Here is a 16,635-nt window from a genome sequence, read left to right as displayed (position 1 = left end):
TTATGAATTAAAAGAAGGTGAAACATTAGTTGATTGGAGAAGCTGACCGCATGCGGTATTGTATTTAAGTGAAAGTATGGTAAGCTGAGTAGCCCATACAATAAAACCGGCAAGTATGGCGGCTGCTTCCAGGCCTGTTACTATGGCTATTACTTTACGAAGGATCCAGAATAAGGCATACCATCCTGCGGATGTCAGCACAAACTTGATAATGGTCCACATAAGTCCCTGCTGATATATTACACCTACAAAACCAATAGCGGCTGTGGCGCTGATTGCTTTTCCGGCCATTGAGCTCATGGCATTCATTACCGTTTGATTTGCACGGAGCAGATTATAAATACGCGTGGCGATATTGCCGGTGGTAGGTGCCAGCCCCACAGCCTGAAGGAAACCTACAGTAAGCGCAAAGATGAATTGGATCCACCAGAGCGTACAGTCTGATTCGGCGCCTATAGCCCCTTCGTAAACGAGCATGTCTGCCTTTACACCATGGTAAATAATACGGGTTATGCCATTGGTATCGGTGCGGGTAAAAACGCGGGACAGATTGGCATTTTCGTCAAACATTTGCCGGGCTTTTTCATAAGCGTTATCAAACTGCTGGCGAAAGCCTTCTGTTGCCGGGCCTCCGTTTTTACTGCCGAACCAATCTTCAAATTGTGCCCAGCTTTCCTCTTTATGATCTTCGGTAAAAACTTTGGGCTGACTGGCAAATAGGATATCAGTAGGCGGCGGTACAGGCGTTTCTACGTTTTGATTGAGATAAATAGCGTTGATGGATTGTGGGATGCCCAAAAGCGCAATCTGCTCGGTAGTTAAAACGTTTACGGTTTGGAGCTGCTGCACAGCACCGTTATCCAGTTCAAGGGTTGATTTGTCGGTTGTATCTATCGGCGGGTTAACGGTGAAATCAAAATTTGAAATTAAACGGTTATCGGTTATCACGTCATTGTACATCCATTGAACAATTTCTGATTGTTCCAAACATACATTCCAGATGCGCAGGTTTTGGATAGAACCGCCGAAGTTGTCGATGATATTTCCGTTCGAATCATATTGAGCGCCTACGAGTACATGCCCGTTTGGAACCGCGGTAACCGGCGAAGGAAAATAATCGATAGCCTGAAGGTTACCGTTTACGTACAAGCTAAGGGCTTTAACATCGCTATCATAACTTAGTGCAAAATGATAATAGCTTAGCGGCAAAACTGAGGCTGCTGATGCTAAAGAAATACTGTCGCTGTTACGCTGGCCTATAACCTGGTTGTTTTGATAGCTTACTTTGTATTCCCATGCGCCGTTCAGGCCATAACTTAACAGGATACCGTTGCTGCTGCTGCCCGGGAAGAACCAGCCTTCAATGGTATAAGGGGCGTTTCCGGGAATGCTGTATTCGGGAAAGGAGCCGCAATCAACATAACCATCCGCTCCCAGTACAACAGATGGAACATTGAACGCGTATTGTACATTGTTTTTGAAATTAAGGGCTATATTATTTCCGGAACTGTCTACCCCCGGCATTTCCGAAAAGTCGCTGTAAAATATAAGGTTGGGATTTTGGACAGCGCTATAATTATTCACCTGTACCGAATCATTAAGGATATCTTCAGCGTCGCGCACGCTATTCCAGATCATAATCCTTCCAAGCTGGCCCTGTAGGTACCAGATCGGGCTACTCTGCTGCATTACAGCCCCCAGCAGCATATTGGTACCGCTTGCAGGCAGCGTTCCCGAAAAGGTGCTTTGCGCAACAGCCACGCCATCAACATAAAGCGATAAGCTGGAAGTTGTACCATCAAATACAGAGGCCAGGTGGTGCCATTCGTTGACAGTGATGGGTAAAGTTGATTTGATCAGATACGGTGCGATGCCTACATAGGCGTAAACATAACCGGATTCAAGAAATAATTGGTATTGTCCGCCAACCGCATTGTCAACATTGCCAACTACGGATTGAAATCCGTTAAGGCTCGACACGTTTACCCAGGCCTCCAGGGTAAAGGAGGTTAAATTGTTTAGTACGGTTGGTGTACCGCAATCTACATAAGCGGTGTTTCCGAGTTGCAGCACACTTGATGCCCATCGTGGTGCTAAAGTTAAATTTGCCATAAGATGATAGTTTATAGATGTAAATATTCAGTGATATAAAATGCCAGTCACTCGATATGGCCTCCTGTTTATTTAATTCTCTATTAGGTTTAGGGCTTGTGGCTAAAAGGGGAGGTCAAATCAACTTCCTGATTGATTTAACTAAGTTAGGAGGGTTGTAAACCGGGTAATAGCGTATAAATACCTAATGGAAAAATTGCGTATAAATACCAATGATAACGGGAAATGAAGCAGATGAGGCAGCAATTTCTAATGATTGATTATGCTGCCATGTTACGATTGTTTCAGATAAGAAAGGTGATAACTGGTGTTAGCCCTTTCGCTGTTTTCGTGGAGCTGATACGGAGAATATAAAGAAGGCAGGGGAAGGCTGCCGGGTTTGATCGTTAACTATTTTATTATTAATGCTTTGCCTGATCGGTAAAGCATTTCTTCTTGCCGAAGCTTTGCCTTTTGTTCGATGCTTAAAGGCTGTGCGATAAGCTTGTTCAGGTCGGGCTGCCCTGCATCAACCCAGGCCGAGTACCAGAAACTACCCACGGAAAGAATAGATGCCCGCATTTGCCTTGCCACCATCCCCTTCAGCATTTTGTGATAAGTCAGGCTATAGGCCACGGAGTAATCGGTAATTTGCTTTTTGCCATGCTGTACCAACGCGTACTTTTTGTCCTGCGGGTAGGTTTTGTTCAGTATGCGCTCAAAGCGTAAAACCGTATCAACGGTTTTGTAAGTAGCCTTGCATATACGGAATGCTTCGTTCAACGGGTTTTCAATATACCGGGCCTTGCCAACGTAGTAATTATAATGATCGGCAAATAACTCGGGCAGGCGGCTTTCCCAAAGGGCATGGATGCCGGTTTGCCCCGTAAGCTGGCCGTTGTAGTTTTGGGTTAGGTGCAGCGGTACGTGTGCATCGGCAATATAATGCCCTAAATAGGCAGATGCATTAAGGATGGCCGTTGTATCATGGGCTTTCAAAGCCCGTACCAGCCTGTAATACTGGTACTGAATGGTCCAGGGAACAGTGCCGTATTTAATGATGGTATCTTTTGAGTATTTGGCAACGGCATCCTTCCATTTTTTAGGCATAGCCTCAAAGGGTTTTTTGCCGTAACGGTCGGCATCAAAGAAATGGCGTGGCGCTTCTGATGAGTCAACATAGCGGCGTTTGTCGGCGCTAACGGCATGTTCGGTTATATAATCGATATTGCATCTGTAAAAATCTGCCATGGCCTTCGGTAATGTGAAAACTGCCAGCCGGTTAATACGATAATGTGCAAAGAATCCCCATGATGAGCATAACATGATTAAACAGGTACCAGTTATGCTTAAAATTATGCGGCGGTTCATGAGGCAAAGATGCAATTAAAGGGGGAGTTTTAAATTATACTTCTCCCTTAATTGGCTGCTTACCTTATTGGCTTCATCAATAATACTCTCCGGGAAACCGACGCCTTTTAAAACAGCGATGCCATTTCGGTTTTTGAGCAATCCCTCTTTAATTTTATAATCAAATACCAAGCGGTCATCACCAATCACTTCCTCAAAAGAGAAAACTTTGTAATCGCTGCCCAGTAATTCGGCCAGTTCCAGATCGTGTGTAGATACAAAAACGAAGCTTTGATTGTGGATAAAGTAGCTTAGTACGGCTTTCGCGGCGGCTATCCGTTCAATGGTATTTGTACCCCTGAAAATTTCATCAATGATTACGAGGCTGTTTATGGGTTTGCTGGCAATGGTTTGTGCCACTATATTTTTAACAGCTAATGCCTCGGCCTGGAAATAGCTTTTATTATCGCCCAAATCGTCGGTCATATCAATGCTGGTAAATATTTTGAGCGGAGGAGCCTGGTATACTGTAGCAAAACTGGTGTTAATGGTTTGCGATAGCAAAGCGTTTATAGCAATAGCCCTGATAAAAGTGGTTTTACCCGACATGTTGGAACCAGTTACCAAAATGCCTTGTGTATTATCTATAGCGATAGAATTTGACACGCAGTTTTCAATAAGCGGGTGATAAAGATTTTTAATAATGATATGAGTATTGCCGGTTGTAAGTTGAGGTTTGCAATAATGAGCCGCGCCATCACGTACCGATTGGATGGAAATGGCAACATCAACCTCAGCCACCGCTTCATAAACAACTTTAATGTCACTAAGGTATTTGTTTACCTTGGTGATGGATTTTATAAATACCAGCGGCTCAATAAGCAGGAACATTTTCAGCCATTCGGTAACCAGGTAGTAAATATCGGTAGGGTCAATAGCGGCTTTATTTTGCAGGGTGATATAATTTAACGAATTTTTGAGTTTGCCCATATTAACCATACTGAGGCGGGTATTTTCATTATCCCTGAGCAGGTTGTGGTTCTTAAGCCAATTTGATACCTTGAATAAAACCAATAACTGCGGTAGCGAATGTGTGTAGTTCAGCATCTGGGTTTTATTACTGTAATGAATAACTACATTGGCTATCATTAATACCAGCAATAGCAAGAGCATAAACTGGTTGGGAACAATAAAAAGGCTAAATGCCACTCCAATGATCAAAAACGGCGCTATGCTGATATAAAAATTGCCAATTGCCGGAAACATGGAATGATGCGGTTTCTTAAAAAGCTCCGGTAAGTAGTAGGCATCACTGTTCCCTAACTCAGATAATTTAAGCTCGGCTGCCTCTCTCAATTCTTTGTCGGCGGTGACATTGCCGATCCGCTGTTCAAGCGTTTCAAAATACTCTTCTGAAATTTGCGGGGAGTGTAATTGCTTATATAGGTATTGTTGCCCGGGTTTTGAATTGGTACGGTCGATAAATTCAAATACGCTGTCGATGTCAAGGTCGGTGGCAGTATCGGCAGAGATCCCGCTTGAGCCGCCATAAGCTGTAAGGTAGGTGCTGATCGGTTTGAAATTTCTGCTTGCAATTATGGGTTTGCCCCAGCGTTCTTTTATTTCGGTAAGTTTCTTTTTTTGTTGGGCTTTGTTTTTTAAATGGCTTATTAAAATAAATATAAAAGGCAGCAGTATTATAATAATGATCCAGTATATCATGTTTAAGTAGTATTAATAAGCCACTGTGTTTGCTAATTAGATAATACCCGCGTGCAATTGTTTCACCGATACGAAATAATGTTGATCTTACAGTTTCCCCGAATAAACCTTCGTATCGTAATTAATAACGATAACGCCATCCTGCTGAAATTTATCAAAAAGTGCATGCAAATCGTTAATCATTGGCCCGTACCCCTCATCGCCACGTGCAGGCATGTATGATGATGACAGCAGCCTGCCTTTTAATCCTTCAAAATCAAATACCTGTTTATTGGCGAATATTTCCAGGTGAACGGGTTGCGGCTTAAAGAAAGCAGCGATATGTTCGGTATCGATGTTGCGGTGATCAACCTTTACGTAATCGCGGGCATGTTTTACAATGAGTTCATCATATTCCTGTTCAAAGGCCGATGTTGTTTTTCTTTCATTCCAGATGAGGGCAACAATGCCATCCGGTTTCAGGATCCTTTTAAATTCAGCACAGGTTTTTACGGCATCAAACCAATGAAAAGCCTGTCCGGCTATAATAGCATTAATGCTATTACTCTCGATGCCGGTATTTTCTGCAGTGCCGTTTCGGGGGATAAAACCGTTATATGAACCGAGTAACTCGATAGCTTTTTCGCGCATCTCCAAATTTGGTTCAATGGCAATTACCCGGTAGCCTTTTTTCAGGAACAATGCGGTAGAGATCCCTGTACCTGCACCAATATCGGCAATGAGCTTATCCTGTGTTAAGCCGTAAGCGTCATGTAAAAACTTAACAAGTTCGTCGGGGTAGCCGGGACGGTATTTTACATAATCTTCAACCCGGTTGCTGAACCTGGTGGTGCTGTTGGTAACCATAAACGCAATAGTTTTAATTAATAGTAACGCAGCAAAAATCATTGTGTTGTATAAACACTTCGTGAATGCGGGGTTAACAGCTTGTTAATTTGAGAGGTCTTCACGTCTTAAGGGTTCAGGTAATCAATCACATTATCAACCTAATCATCCTGAAATATAAATCAAAAAACCACTTGCATATTAAATTTAATCGCTCTATATTTGCAGTCCTTAAAATAAGTAGAAAAGAATAACAAGCTATACGAGATGGCAAATCATAAATCATCATTAAAAAGAATCAGGGCAAACGCTGCGAAGCGTCTGCGCAACAGGTACCAGGCTAAAACAACCAGGAACGCTATTAAGAAATTAAGAAACACTACTACCAAGGCCGATGCTTCTGCACTGTTGGGTAAAGTGATTTCAATGCTTGACCGTTTAGCTAAAAAGAACGTTATTCACAAAAACAAAGCTTCGAACAATAAATCAAAGCTTACTAAATTTGTTAACGGCTTAAGCTAATCTTAGCTATTAAAATATACCAAAGGGGATAGTGTACCAACGCTATCCCTTTTTTTGTTTGGCGCTTTTTCATACTTTAATGCCGTGGAAAACTACGAAAGCAAGATCAGTATTAAATCATGGGCTGAGGAAGACCGCCCGCGTGAAAAACTTAGTGGACAAGGGCGCCGCGCCCTTACCGATGCCGAGCTGATCGCCATCCTTATCGGCTCGGGCAGCCGCACCGAAACCGCGGTTGAACTGAGTAAGCGCATCCTGCGCCATTATGATAACGACCTGAACAAGCTTGGTAAGGCTTCCATAGCCGAATTATCCAAATTTAAAGGAATAGGGGAAGCCAAAGCTATATCTATTATTGCCGCTCTGGAGATCGGCCGCCGCCGTAATGAATTTGAATCGGGTGCCATTGAGGTGATCACGTCAAGCAGGGATGGGTACAATATTATGCGCCGCCATTTGATGGACCTGAACCACGAGGAATTCTGGATCATACTATTAGGCCGTTCCAACAAAGTATTAGGGAAGGAGCTGATCAGTAAAGGAGGTTTGTCGGCTACGGTATGCGACCCGAAGATCATCTTTTATTCAGCCCTGCAATACCAGGCCAGCGGCCTCATACTGGTGCATAACCATCCGTCGGGTAACCTGAAACCCAGTAACGAAGATATCCAGCTCACCAAAAAAATAAGCGCCGCCGGCCGGATGCTGGACATGGGCGTGTTTGATCATTTAATCATTACCGACGCCGGCTACTTAAGTTTGGCCGATGAAGGGTTGATGTAGTTTTAATTTGAAGATTTGAAAATGAGGCGATTTGAAATTGACCTAACATTTTCAAATCTTCAAATTGGATTAATTTTTAAATAAAATACCTTTTACCTTTCGCCTTTAACCTTTCAGCCTAAATCGTATCTTTGCCGATTATCATTTCGGAATAATGAAAATATCTTATAACTGGCTTAAAGAATTTATTGATACTGATAAAACGCCCCAGGAGATTTCTATCATCCTTACCGGAACCGGTTTGGAGGTTGAAAGCCTGGAAAAGGTACAGGCTGTTCCCGGCGGACTGGAAGGCCTGGTAATTGGCTATGTGAAAGAGTGTGTTGACCATGCCAATTCTGATCACCTGCATGTTACCAAAGTTGATGTTGGCGGTGCGGAAGACCTGCAGATTGTTTGCGGCGCTGCTAACGTAGCTGCCGGGCAAAAAGTGGTGGTTGCTGTAGTAGGTACTACTGTTTACCCAACCGGCGGCGAGCCTTTTGCTATCAAAAAATCAAAGATCAGGGGCGAAGAATCTCACGGGATGATCTGTGCCGAGGATGAGATAGGTTTAGGAACCAGTCATGCCGGTATTATGCTATTGCCGGATGATGCTCCTGTAGGTACTCCTGCTAAAGAATACTTTAAGCTGAACGACGATTACATGTACGAGATAGGCTTAACCCCTAACCGTGCCGATGCGGCTTCGCATTTAGGTACTGCAAGGGATATTGCCGCTTTCCTGAAAATTGGTATCAATAAGCCCGATGTAAGTGCGTTTAAAGTTGATAATACAAGCCGTACTATAAAGGTTGTAGTGGAGAACGAGCAAGCTTCACCGCGCTATTCTGGCTTAACCATCAGCGGTGTTGAGGTTAAAGAGTCGCCACAATGGTTAAAGGAGCGTTTGGCTGTTATTGGCATCCGTGCTATCAATAACATTGTGGATGTTACCAACTATGTACTGCATGAGCTTGGTCAGCCCTTACATGCTTTTGATGCCGATGAAATAACCGGCGGTAAAGTGTTGGTGAAAAACTATGCTGAAGGCACTATATTTAAAACTTTGGATGATGTTGACAGGAAACTATCTGCCGATGACCTGATGATTGGCAATGCCGAAGAGCCAATGTGCATAGCAGGTGTATTTGGCGGTGCTAAATCAGGTGTTAAAGAATCAACCAAAAATATCTTCCTGGAGAGTGCCTATTTCAATTCTGTATCTGTTCGTAAAACTTCAAAAAGGCATGGTTTAAAAACCGATGCTTCATTCAGGTTTGAGCGTGGTACCGATCCGGACATGACCGTTTTTGCATTGAAACGTGCTGCATTGTTGATTCAGCAGGTGGCAGGTGGTGAGATATCGTCAGAAATCTCCGATCATTACCCAGCACCGGTTGCTCCCTTTGCTGTGGAAATCACCTACAATACCATTGATAAGCTGATTGGTAAAAAGATTGGCCATGATGAGATCAAAGGTATTATCACGGCACTTGATATCAAGATAGTGAATGAAACTGCGGATTCATTATCGTTACAAGTGCCTCCATATCGTGTGGATGTTACCCGCGATGTGGATGTGGTTGAAGAGATCCTGAGGATCTATGGTTATAACAACATCGAGATCCCTACACAGATCAGGGCATCCCTAAATAACTCCATTCGTCCGGAGAAAGATACCGTTCAAAACCAGTTATCTGATTTGCTGAGCGCGAATGGTTTTAACGAGATCCTGGCTAACTCACTTACAAAATCTGCCTATTCGGATAACCTGGATACTGCCGTTAAGATTCTGAACCCACTGAGCAGCGATCTGGATGTAATGCGTCAAACCCTGCTGTATTCTGGTTTGGAAGCTATAGCCTATAATCAGAATCGCCGTAGCTCAGATTTGAAATTTTACGAGTTTGGAAAGGTGTACAGTGTTAAAGATGATAAGTACACCGAAACCCAGCGTTTCAGTATTTTGATCACCGGTGCTAATACTGCCGAGCAATGGAACCAGAAATCAAAACCGGTATCATTCTATAATATCAAGGCTGTGGTTGATGGTGTTTTGCAGCGCCTGGGCATCAGCAACTTTACAGTTGAGGATGCAACGTGTAAAAAAATGTCGTTTGGCATTCAATACATGTTAAATGGTAAGCAATTGGTGAAATTTGGGTCGGTAGCTGCAGCTTCTTTAAAAAAGGCGGATGTTGACAAAGAGGTATTTTATGCTGATTTTAATTTCGACCTTGTGCTGGCAGCTATCCGTAAAAATAAGATCGTTTACCAGGAGGTTTCAAAATTTCCGGCTGTTAGGCGCGATCTTTCTATGTTAATAGACCAAAGCGTATCATTTGGCCAATTAAAGCAAATTGCCCAGCGTACCGAGCGTAAATTGCTGAAGGAAGTTGATGTGTTTGATGTTTACCAGGGTGATAAGCTGCCTGCAGGTAAAAAATCATATGCTTTGAGTTTTATCATCCAGGATCTGGAAAAAACGTTAACAGATAAGGCAATTGATTCTATTATGCAGAAATTAATTTATAATTTAGGAAAAGAAGCCGGAGCAGAAATTAGAAAATAGTGAATGGTTGATTGGGTGAGTGGTTGATCTGGTAGTTTAACCATTCACTCAATCAACTTAATCAACCAATAACCAAACATGGCCTCATTAGCAGAGCAGTTAAATAAAATTGTAGATAAAACCGAGCGCCTGATTGAACTGTGCGCTGCTTTGCAGGAGGAAAATGACCTTTTAAAACTGGAAAGTGAGGCACTTACGGTAGCTCTGAACGCCAGTAAGGCCAAGACAAAAGAACTGGAAGAAAAATTAAAAGTTGTTAAAGTTGCCAAGTCTTTTTCTGAAACAAATGAAAAAAGTGTTGACATTAAGCAAAAAATTAACGACTTTGTGCAAGAAATAGATAAGTGTATTGTATTATTGAAAAAATAGTACAAAAAGTGAAAAGCTCAAATGGGAGAAATCTCAATAAAAATAAATATTGCTGACCGTGTTTACCCCTTAAAGGTTAACATGGAGGAAGAAGAAATAATACGCAGGGCGGCTAAGCTGATCAACGACCGGATAAAAGAATATCAGGAAAATTATGCGGTTAGGGATAAGCAGGATTTACTTTCAATGTGTGTGCTGCATTACGCAACGTCATCATTGAAGGCAGAAAAGAAAGTTACCGTTGAGGATACAGAGGTGACTGAAAAAGTTTATCATTTAGATCATTTGTTGACCGAATTTTTTTCGAAGTAATAAACGTTCTTTACATAAATATACAAGAGCACATTAAGATTTAACCGCAGTTAAATTTTAGGTTTCACTATTAAAAACTTAACGCTTCAATATTAAGCGGATCAAGAGGCATGCGTTAGTTGCGATTAACGTTAACCAACCCATGGTCCCCAATATCCGGAATGAGGTTTTAAATACATGATACTTAAAAATTAGTTGCGGTTTTTTTATTTACATACATATATAACACCACCAAACCTAAAATGGACATATTACTATACGTCATCATCGGCCTGCTGGCAGGCGCCATCATTGGCGTGCTCATAGGTCGCTTCCTATTATTAAAGCTTTTTAAAGACCAGGAAACATCGGCTCAGAATAAAGTGAAAAAGATCTTAAAAGACGCTGAAAACAATGCCGAGATCCTGAAAAAAAACAAATTGCTTGAAGCTAAAGAGAAGTTTTTACAAATGAAAGCTGAGCATGAGCAGGAAGTAAATAATAAAAACAATGCGGTAAATCAGCGCGAAAATAGTGTTAAACAAAAAGAGCAATCATTAAATCAGCGCCTGGAAAATGTTAACCGCAAGGAGAGCGAACTTGATAACACCCGCAAAAATCTTGAAAAACAAACTGAAATAGTTGTTAAAAAGCAAGACGAGGTAGAGCACCTTAAAAACCAGCACATTCAACAGTTGGAAACCATTGCCGGCCTATCAGCCGAAGATGCCAAAAACCAATTGGTTGATACCCTGCGCGAGGAAGCCCGTACCAAAGCGATGATCCAGATCAAGGATATTGTTGACGAGGCTAAGCTTACTGCTACTAAAGAGGCTAAGAAAATAGTTATCCAAACCATTCAGCGTACTGCTACCGAAAGCGCTATCGAAAACACAGTGTCTATTTTCAATATTGAAAATGATGAGATCAAGGGCCGTATCATTGGCCGTGAAGGGCGTAATATCCGTGCACTGGAAGCCGCAACAGGTATCGAAATCATTGTTGATGATACCCCCGAGGCTATTATCCTTTCGGGTTTTGACCCGGTAAGGCGCGAAATTGCCCGTTTGGCTATGCACCGTTTGGTTACTGATGGTCGTATCCACCCGGCACGTATTGAAGAGGTAGTTGCCAAAACCAAAAAGCAGATAGAAGAAGAAATTGTTGAAATTGGTGAACGTACCGTTATAGACTTGGGCATTCATGGTTTGCACCCGGAGCTGATCCGGATGGTTGGCCGTATGCGTTACAGGTCATCATATGGGCAAAACCTGTTGCAGCACTCACGTGAGGTTGCCAACTTCTGTGCTACCATGGCTGCCGAGCTTGGCTTGAACGTTAAAATGGCAAAACGTGCGGGCTTGCTGCATGATATTGGTAAAGTACCTGATGATAACCCTGAACTGCCGCACGCTATTTTGGGTATGCAATTGGCTGAAAAATATAAAGAACACCCTGAAGTTTGCAATGCTATAGGTGCCCACCATGATGAAATTGAGATGACCTCAATGTTATCGCCGATAATCCAGGCTTGTGACGCTATATCAGGCGCACGTCCTGGTGCACGCCGCGAGGTTGTTGAAAGCTACATCAAACGTTTGAAAGAACTGGAAGAACTGGCATTATCATATCCGGGTGTCGAAAAAACATTTGCTATCCAAGCCGGCCGTGAGTTACGTGTTGTGGTAGAGAGCGAAAAGATCAGCGACGCGCAATCAGAAGTTTTGGCTGCTGATATTTCAAACCGGATCCAGACAGAAATGACTTATCCTGGTCAAATCAAAGTTACCGTTATCCGGGAAACCCGTTCGGTAGCATTTGCCAAGTAATCATTATAAAATTAAACGAGACCCTTTCGGCACAAAACCGAAGGGGTTTTTTATTTTTACAACGTGGCAGCAAAAGCAGATAACAAACAGAAGGCAGCAGTTAAAACTACTGCAAATATTGATGAACGCCCTGTGGATCGTTATTTCAGGGAATATGAAGAAGCTCACCAGGATAGGGTTAACAAAATCATACACTATGTCTTTATCCCAACTTTGGCATTTAGTCTCTTTGGGTTGATCTGGGCTATTCCTTTTCCTCATTTAGGCTTTTTAGGAGCCTACAATGACTATTTTAACTGGGCTTCTTTTATTATAGCAATTGCCATCTATTTTTATTTAAAGTTATCGCCAATTATATCTTACTTCATCTTATTTATTTTATTAGGGTTTAGTTATGGTATAATAGAACTTGTAGCGTGGCAGCAAGCGGGAGGGCCCGTTATGTGGCTATTATGTGTTTCTGCGTTTATTCCCTCTGCAAGCGCGTTACTTATCGGCAATAGCCGTGAGCCGCAGTTTGCAGCAAACGGACTCAACATTAAATCATTAGCTATAGCGCCTGCTTACTTACTGAAACAATTGCTTAATAAATTGAGAATCAAAAGTTGATTTTAGTATTTACGTATTAAGTATTTGTTAAAATGCTCATTACCGTTGCCCTTTAAATACTATATAACAGGGACATTTTTTAGCTGTGACGAACATAATTGTGTAATTTATCTCCGATAGTAGATAAATAAAAACTTAATATTTCGGCGCATTATATTTGGTATTTTATTGATAATCAGTATTTTTCTATTGGGTTTCGGGCGTCTGTGTCAGGTAAAGAAGAAATCATTAAGTAGTTGTTAATATAATAATCTGATGTTAATGTAGAATTAACATTGGTAGGGCAATTTTGTGCAATAAAAATTCACAAATGAAAAAGCTCTACTTTATTATTTTAACACTAATAATTATTGGGGTTGGGGGCGTTGCAAACGCTCAGATCACCACCTCGGTACTTACCGGTAAAGTTACAGATCAAAAAGGTACCACTCTTCCGGGTGTAACCATTACTGTACTTAATACCAGCACAGGTACCAGGTATGGTGCACAAACCAACGGCGAGGGCCGTTTCTCGGTTAATAACATTAACCCGGGTGGCCCTTACACGGTAACCGCTACTTTTATCGGTTATAAAAAAGACGAAAAAAGCGATCTTACCCTTCAGTTAGGTAATGCTACTTTAAACTTTGTATTGCAGGATGCAACTACAACCCTGCAGGAAGTTAAAGTAAAAGCATCTGCTGGTCCGGCCAAAACAGGTGCAAGTACCCGCATTGGTCAAAACCAGATCCGTACTGCTCCTTCAATTAACCGCAGCTTGCAGGATTTAACCAGGAATACCCCTCAAAGTAACAATAACTCATTTCAGGGTACCAACTACCGTTATAACAACGTAACACTTGACGGTGCTATCAATAACGACGCCATCGGTTTTAGCCCATCATTAGGTGGTCAGAACAATGCGTCAGGCCAGGTAGGCAGCAGTACCCGTACAAGTCCTATTTCTCTTGATGCTATCCAGGACATCCAGGTGTATGTTGCCCCTTATGATATTAAAATCGGTAACGTATTAGGTGGTAGTATCAATGCTGTAACCCGTAGTGGTACCAATAACTTCAGCGGAGCGGTTTACGGTTATGGCCGTGGCTCGTTCATGGTGGGGCCAAACAACGCAGCAGCTGCTTCTGGCGGTGATGGTTCAAAGCTTAATGATTTTCATGATTACCAGGCCGGTATCCGTTTAGGTTTCCCTATCATTAAAAATAAATTATTCTTCTTTACCAATGAGGAAATCGCCCGCCGGCAGGACCCTGTTATCAGAGGCCTTGACCACAACGGGGCGTCTAATATACTAAGTCAGGCTGATGGCGATAAATTGGTTACCGCTTTTAAATCATTTACAGGCGGTTTGGATCCGGGTACATATAACAATACCACGATTTTCTCTAACTCAAACAAATTCTTTAACCGTTTGGATTGGAATATCGATGACCACAACCAGTTAACTATCCGTAACAATACCATCAGCTCAAAAGCTACTAACTTAGAGCGCGATCAACAAAACTTCCGTTTCAGCGGTATCGATTACACTTCACACAATAACTCAACTTCAACTGTTGCTGAGTTAAAATCAAGATTCAACAGTAGCCTAAGCAATAGCCTGGTATTAGGTTATTCAAATGTACATGACTACCGCGATCCTAATTCAGATCCGTCTTTACCACAGATCGAAATCACAGGCCGTACTCCTGGTACAACTATTTTCATGGGTACTGACCGTGAGGCAGCTATTTTTGACATGCACCAGAAAACAGCTGAGTTCACTGATAACCTAACCTGGACAAAAGGCAAACACACTTTTACTTTTGGTACACACAATGAGTTTTATAATATCACCTATAATTTCGTAAACTCATGGAACGGTAGGGTAGCTTATAGCAGTATTGAAGATTTTATCGCCAATAACCCCAGCCGAGTACGTACGAACTTTAATTACACCAATAATACCCGCGATTATATCCTGGCTAATCCTTCTGCTCAATTCAAAGTTAACCTAATGAGTTTGTATGGACAGGATGAAATTCAGTTAACAGATAACTTCAAGTTAACGGTAGCTTTACGAGCCGACTATGCAGGTGTGCCTAACAAACAACCGTTAAGCGATAAAACAACCAACGCACCGGTTGATCCTAACTACGGTAACACTTATACTTATACCAAACCAAAAGATATTAAACAGAATTATCTGGGTAATATAGAGTGGAACCCACGTGTATCATTTAACTATGACCTAAACGGCGATCAAAGCGTTGTTTTACGTGGTGGTAGTGGTTTCTTCACTGGTCGTGTTCCATTTGCATGGTTTGGTTACGCATTTTATAACAACGGCAGAACGTATGGAGCTTATGACGTAAAAGCTCCAAGTTCTGGTATTTCAGGCCAAACACCAGGTACCAACCCGGTGCAAACTGCTGCTAATGGCGAACTGAATTATGTTAACAAGCAAATACCTGCTGTAAATACCTCCGCTTCAGGTGCAACGCAAGTTGATATGATCGACAATAACTTTAAAATGCCACAAGTTTGGAGAAGCAGTTTGGCTGTTGATTATACTACTGATGATCAGTGGAAATTTACGGGCGAAGGTATTTATACTAAAGTTATTCATGACTTGAAATTTCAACAGGTAAACACGCTTGATCAGGTAACTTATTACGTATACGATACACAAAAACAACAGCCCATATTTAATAATACCGCCACCGCCCTTAATAAAGGTAAGATCAATACGGCGTATACCAATGCTTACCTATTATCAAATACAAGCGAAGGCTACCGTTACAGCTTAACCGCACAGATAGCTAAAAACACGCAATTTAGCCCAACCAGTGCTTTGAACGTGTCTGTTGCTTATACTTTTGGTCACTCAAAAGATGTTACGAATGGTATCCGTAACTCAATGGAATCAAACTGGCAATTAAATCAGGCTTTAAATCCTAATAACCCGGGTATAGCCAATTCAAACTTTGATATCCGCCACCGTATCGTATCAAACTTGAATTTCAAACATGATTGGGATGCGGCTCAAAAATATACTGCAAACTTTACCTTCTTCTTTAGCGCACAATCTGGTAATCCATATACTTATGGTTTCTATCCAAATGCTATCGATGGAACAGGTCAGCAAGTTAGCTTAGCTTATGTCCCTAAGCATGGTGAAACAGTGAATTTCTTCTCTGATATAATAGGTGGTCAAACTGCAGCGCAACAGGCGGCAGCATTTGATGCATTTATTGATAAGAATTCTTATCTGTCATCTCGTCGCGGTAACTTTACTGAACGTAATGCTGCATTTACACCTTGGAATAATCAATTGGATTTCCGTTTTACTCAAGACTTTAAATTTGGTGGCAAACACAAACAAATGATCACCTTTACTTATGATGTTATCAATCTGACCAACCTCTTGAATAAAAAATGGGGCCAATATTATTTCTCGGCTAATACATATAACTCAACATCAAGCATTGGTTTAACACCTGCAAAAGGTGGAACCCCTTCATTTGAAAATGCTCCTACAACTTATCCTAAGTATGTATTTAAGGATCCGGGAGTACCATACTCAGTTGATTTGTTCGCTTCACGCTGGCAAATGCAATTTGGAGTACGTTACAGCTGGTAATCGTAAAACAAAATACAGTTATAGCAAAAAATTACAAAGCGCCTTGTCGGTATCCGGCAGGGCGCTTT

General features: G+C 41.8%; 12 protein-coding genes. 8 read left to right on the top strand and 4 right to left on the bottom strand.

Annotation, left to right across the window (positions count from 1 at the left end):
* The 4 genes from ABID99_RS21445 to ABID99_RS21430 form a co-directional block, all read right to left on the bottom strand.
* On the bottom strand, positions 1-2,112 hold the full coding sequence (locus ABID99_RS21445) for a LamG domain-containing protein (RefSeq protein WP_090529778.1): 2,112 nt from the start codon (positions 2,110-2,112) through the stop codon (positions 1-3).
* Between the two features lie 390 nt (positions 2,113-2,502).
* Positions 2,503-3,462, bottom strand: coding sequence for a zinc dependent phospholipase C family protein (locus tag ABID99_RS21440; protein WP_139159996.1), 960 nt, complete (start codon positions 3,460-3,462; stop codon positions 2,503-2,505).
* 15 nt (positions 3,463-3,477) lie between these two features.
* Positions 3,478-5,163: a hypothetical protein gene (locus ABID99_RS21435; RefSeq protein ID WP_090529774.1), complete on the bottom strand. Its 1,686-nt coding sequence runs from the start codon at positions 5,161-5,163 to the stop codon at positions 3,478-3,480.
* An 87-nt stretch (positions 5,164-5,250) separates the two neighbouring features.
* A complete protein-coding gene (locus tag ABID99_RS21430; protein WP_090531254.1) occupies positions 5,251-6,009 on the bottom strand; it encodes a class I SAM-dependent methyltransferase in 759 nt (252 codons plus the stop codon).
* Between the two features lie 246 nt (positions 6,010-6,255).
* Between ABID99_RS21430 and rpsT the strand changes: the two genes are divergently transcribed.
* The 8 genes from rpsT to ABID99_RS21390 all read left to right on the top strand — a co-directional run bounded on the left by rpsT (position 6,256) and on the right by ABID99_RS21390 (position 16,567).
* The gene (gene rpsT / locus ABID99_RS21425; RefSeq protein ID WP_090529771.1) at positions 6,256-6,510 is read left to right on the top strand and encodes a 30S ribosomal protein S20; all 255 of its coding nucleotides are present in this window, start codon (positions 6,256-6,258) and stop codon (positions 6,508-6,510) included.
* Positions 6,511-6,594: 84 nt separating this feature from the next.
* On the top strand, positions 6,595-7,293 hold the full coding sequence (radC, locus tag ABID99_RS21420) for a DNA repair protein RadC (RefSeq protein WP_129571679.1): 699 nt from the start codon (positions 6,595-6,597) through the stop codon (positions 7,291-7,293).
* Positions 7,294-7,447: 154 nt separating this feature from the next.
* Positions 7,448-9,847: a phenylalanine--tRNA ligase subunit beta gene (gene pheT, locus ABID99_RS21415; protein WP_373615063.1), complete on the top strand. Its 2,400-nt coding sequence runs from the start codon at positions 7,448-7,450 to the stop codon at positions 9,845-9,847.
* 78 nt (positions 9,848-9,925) lie between these two features.
* A complete protein-coding gene (locus ABID99_RS21410; RefSeq protein WP_090529765.1) occupies positions 9,926-10,216 on the top strand; it encodes a hypothetical protein in 291 nt (96 codons plus the stop codon).
* Between the two features lie 21 nt (positions 10,217-10,237).
* Positions 10,238-10,528 carry a cell division protein ZapA gene (locus ABID99_RS21405; RefSeq protein ID WP_090529762.1) on the top strand — a complete coding sequence of 97 codons (291 nt, stop codon included), beginning with the start codon at positions 10,238-10,240 and terminating at the stop codon, positions 10,526-10,528.
* A 242-nt stretch (positions 10,529-10,770) separates the two neighbouring features.
* The gene (gene rny / locus ABID99_RS21400; RefSeq protein WP_090529759.1) at positions 10,771-12,336 is read left to right on the top strand and encodes a ribonuclease Y; all 1,566 of its coding nucleotides are present in this window, start codon (positions 10,771-10,773) and stop codon (positions 12,334-12,336) included.
* A gap of 63 nt (positions 12,337-12,399) precedes the next feature.
* Positions 12,400-12,945 (top strand): Mpo1-like protein, encoded by a 546-nt coding sequence (locus tag ABID99_RS21395; protein WP_373615061.1) that lies wholly within the window; start codon positions 12,400-12,402, stop codon positions 12,943-12,945.
* A 310-nt stretch (positions 12,946-13,255) separates the two neighbouring features.
* The gene (locus tag ABID99_RS21390; protein WP_373615060.1) at positions 13,256-16,567 is read left to right on the top strand and encodes a carboxypeptidase regulatory-like domain-containing protein; all 3,312 of its coding nucleotides are present in this window, start codon (positions 13,256-13,258) and stop codon (positions 16,565-16,567) included.
* Positions 16,568-16,635 lie beyond the last annotated feature (68 nt).

Source organism: Mucilaginibacter sp. OAE612, assembly GCF_041806395.1.
GTDB classification, from domain to species: domain Bacteria; phylum Bacteroidota; class Bacteroidia; order Sphingobacteriales; family Sphingobacteriaceae; genus Mucilaginibacter; species Mucilaginibacter rubeus.
This window is presented reverse-complemented; position numbering and strand designations above follow the sequence as displayed.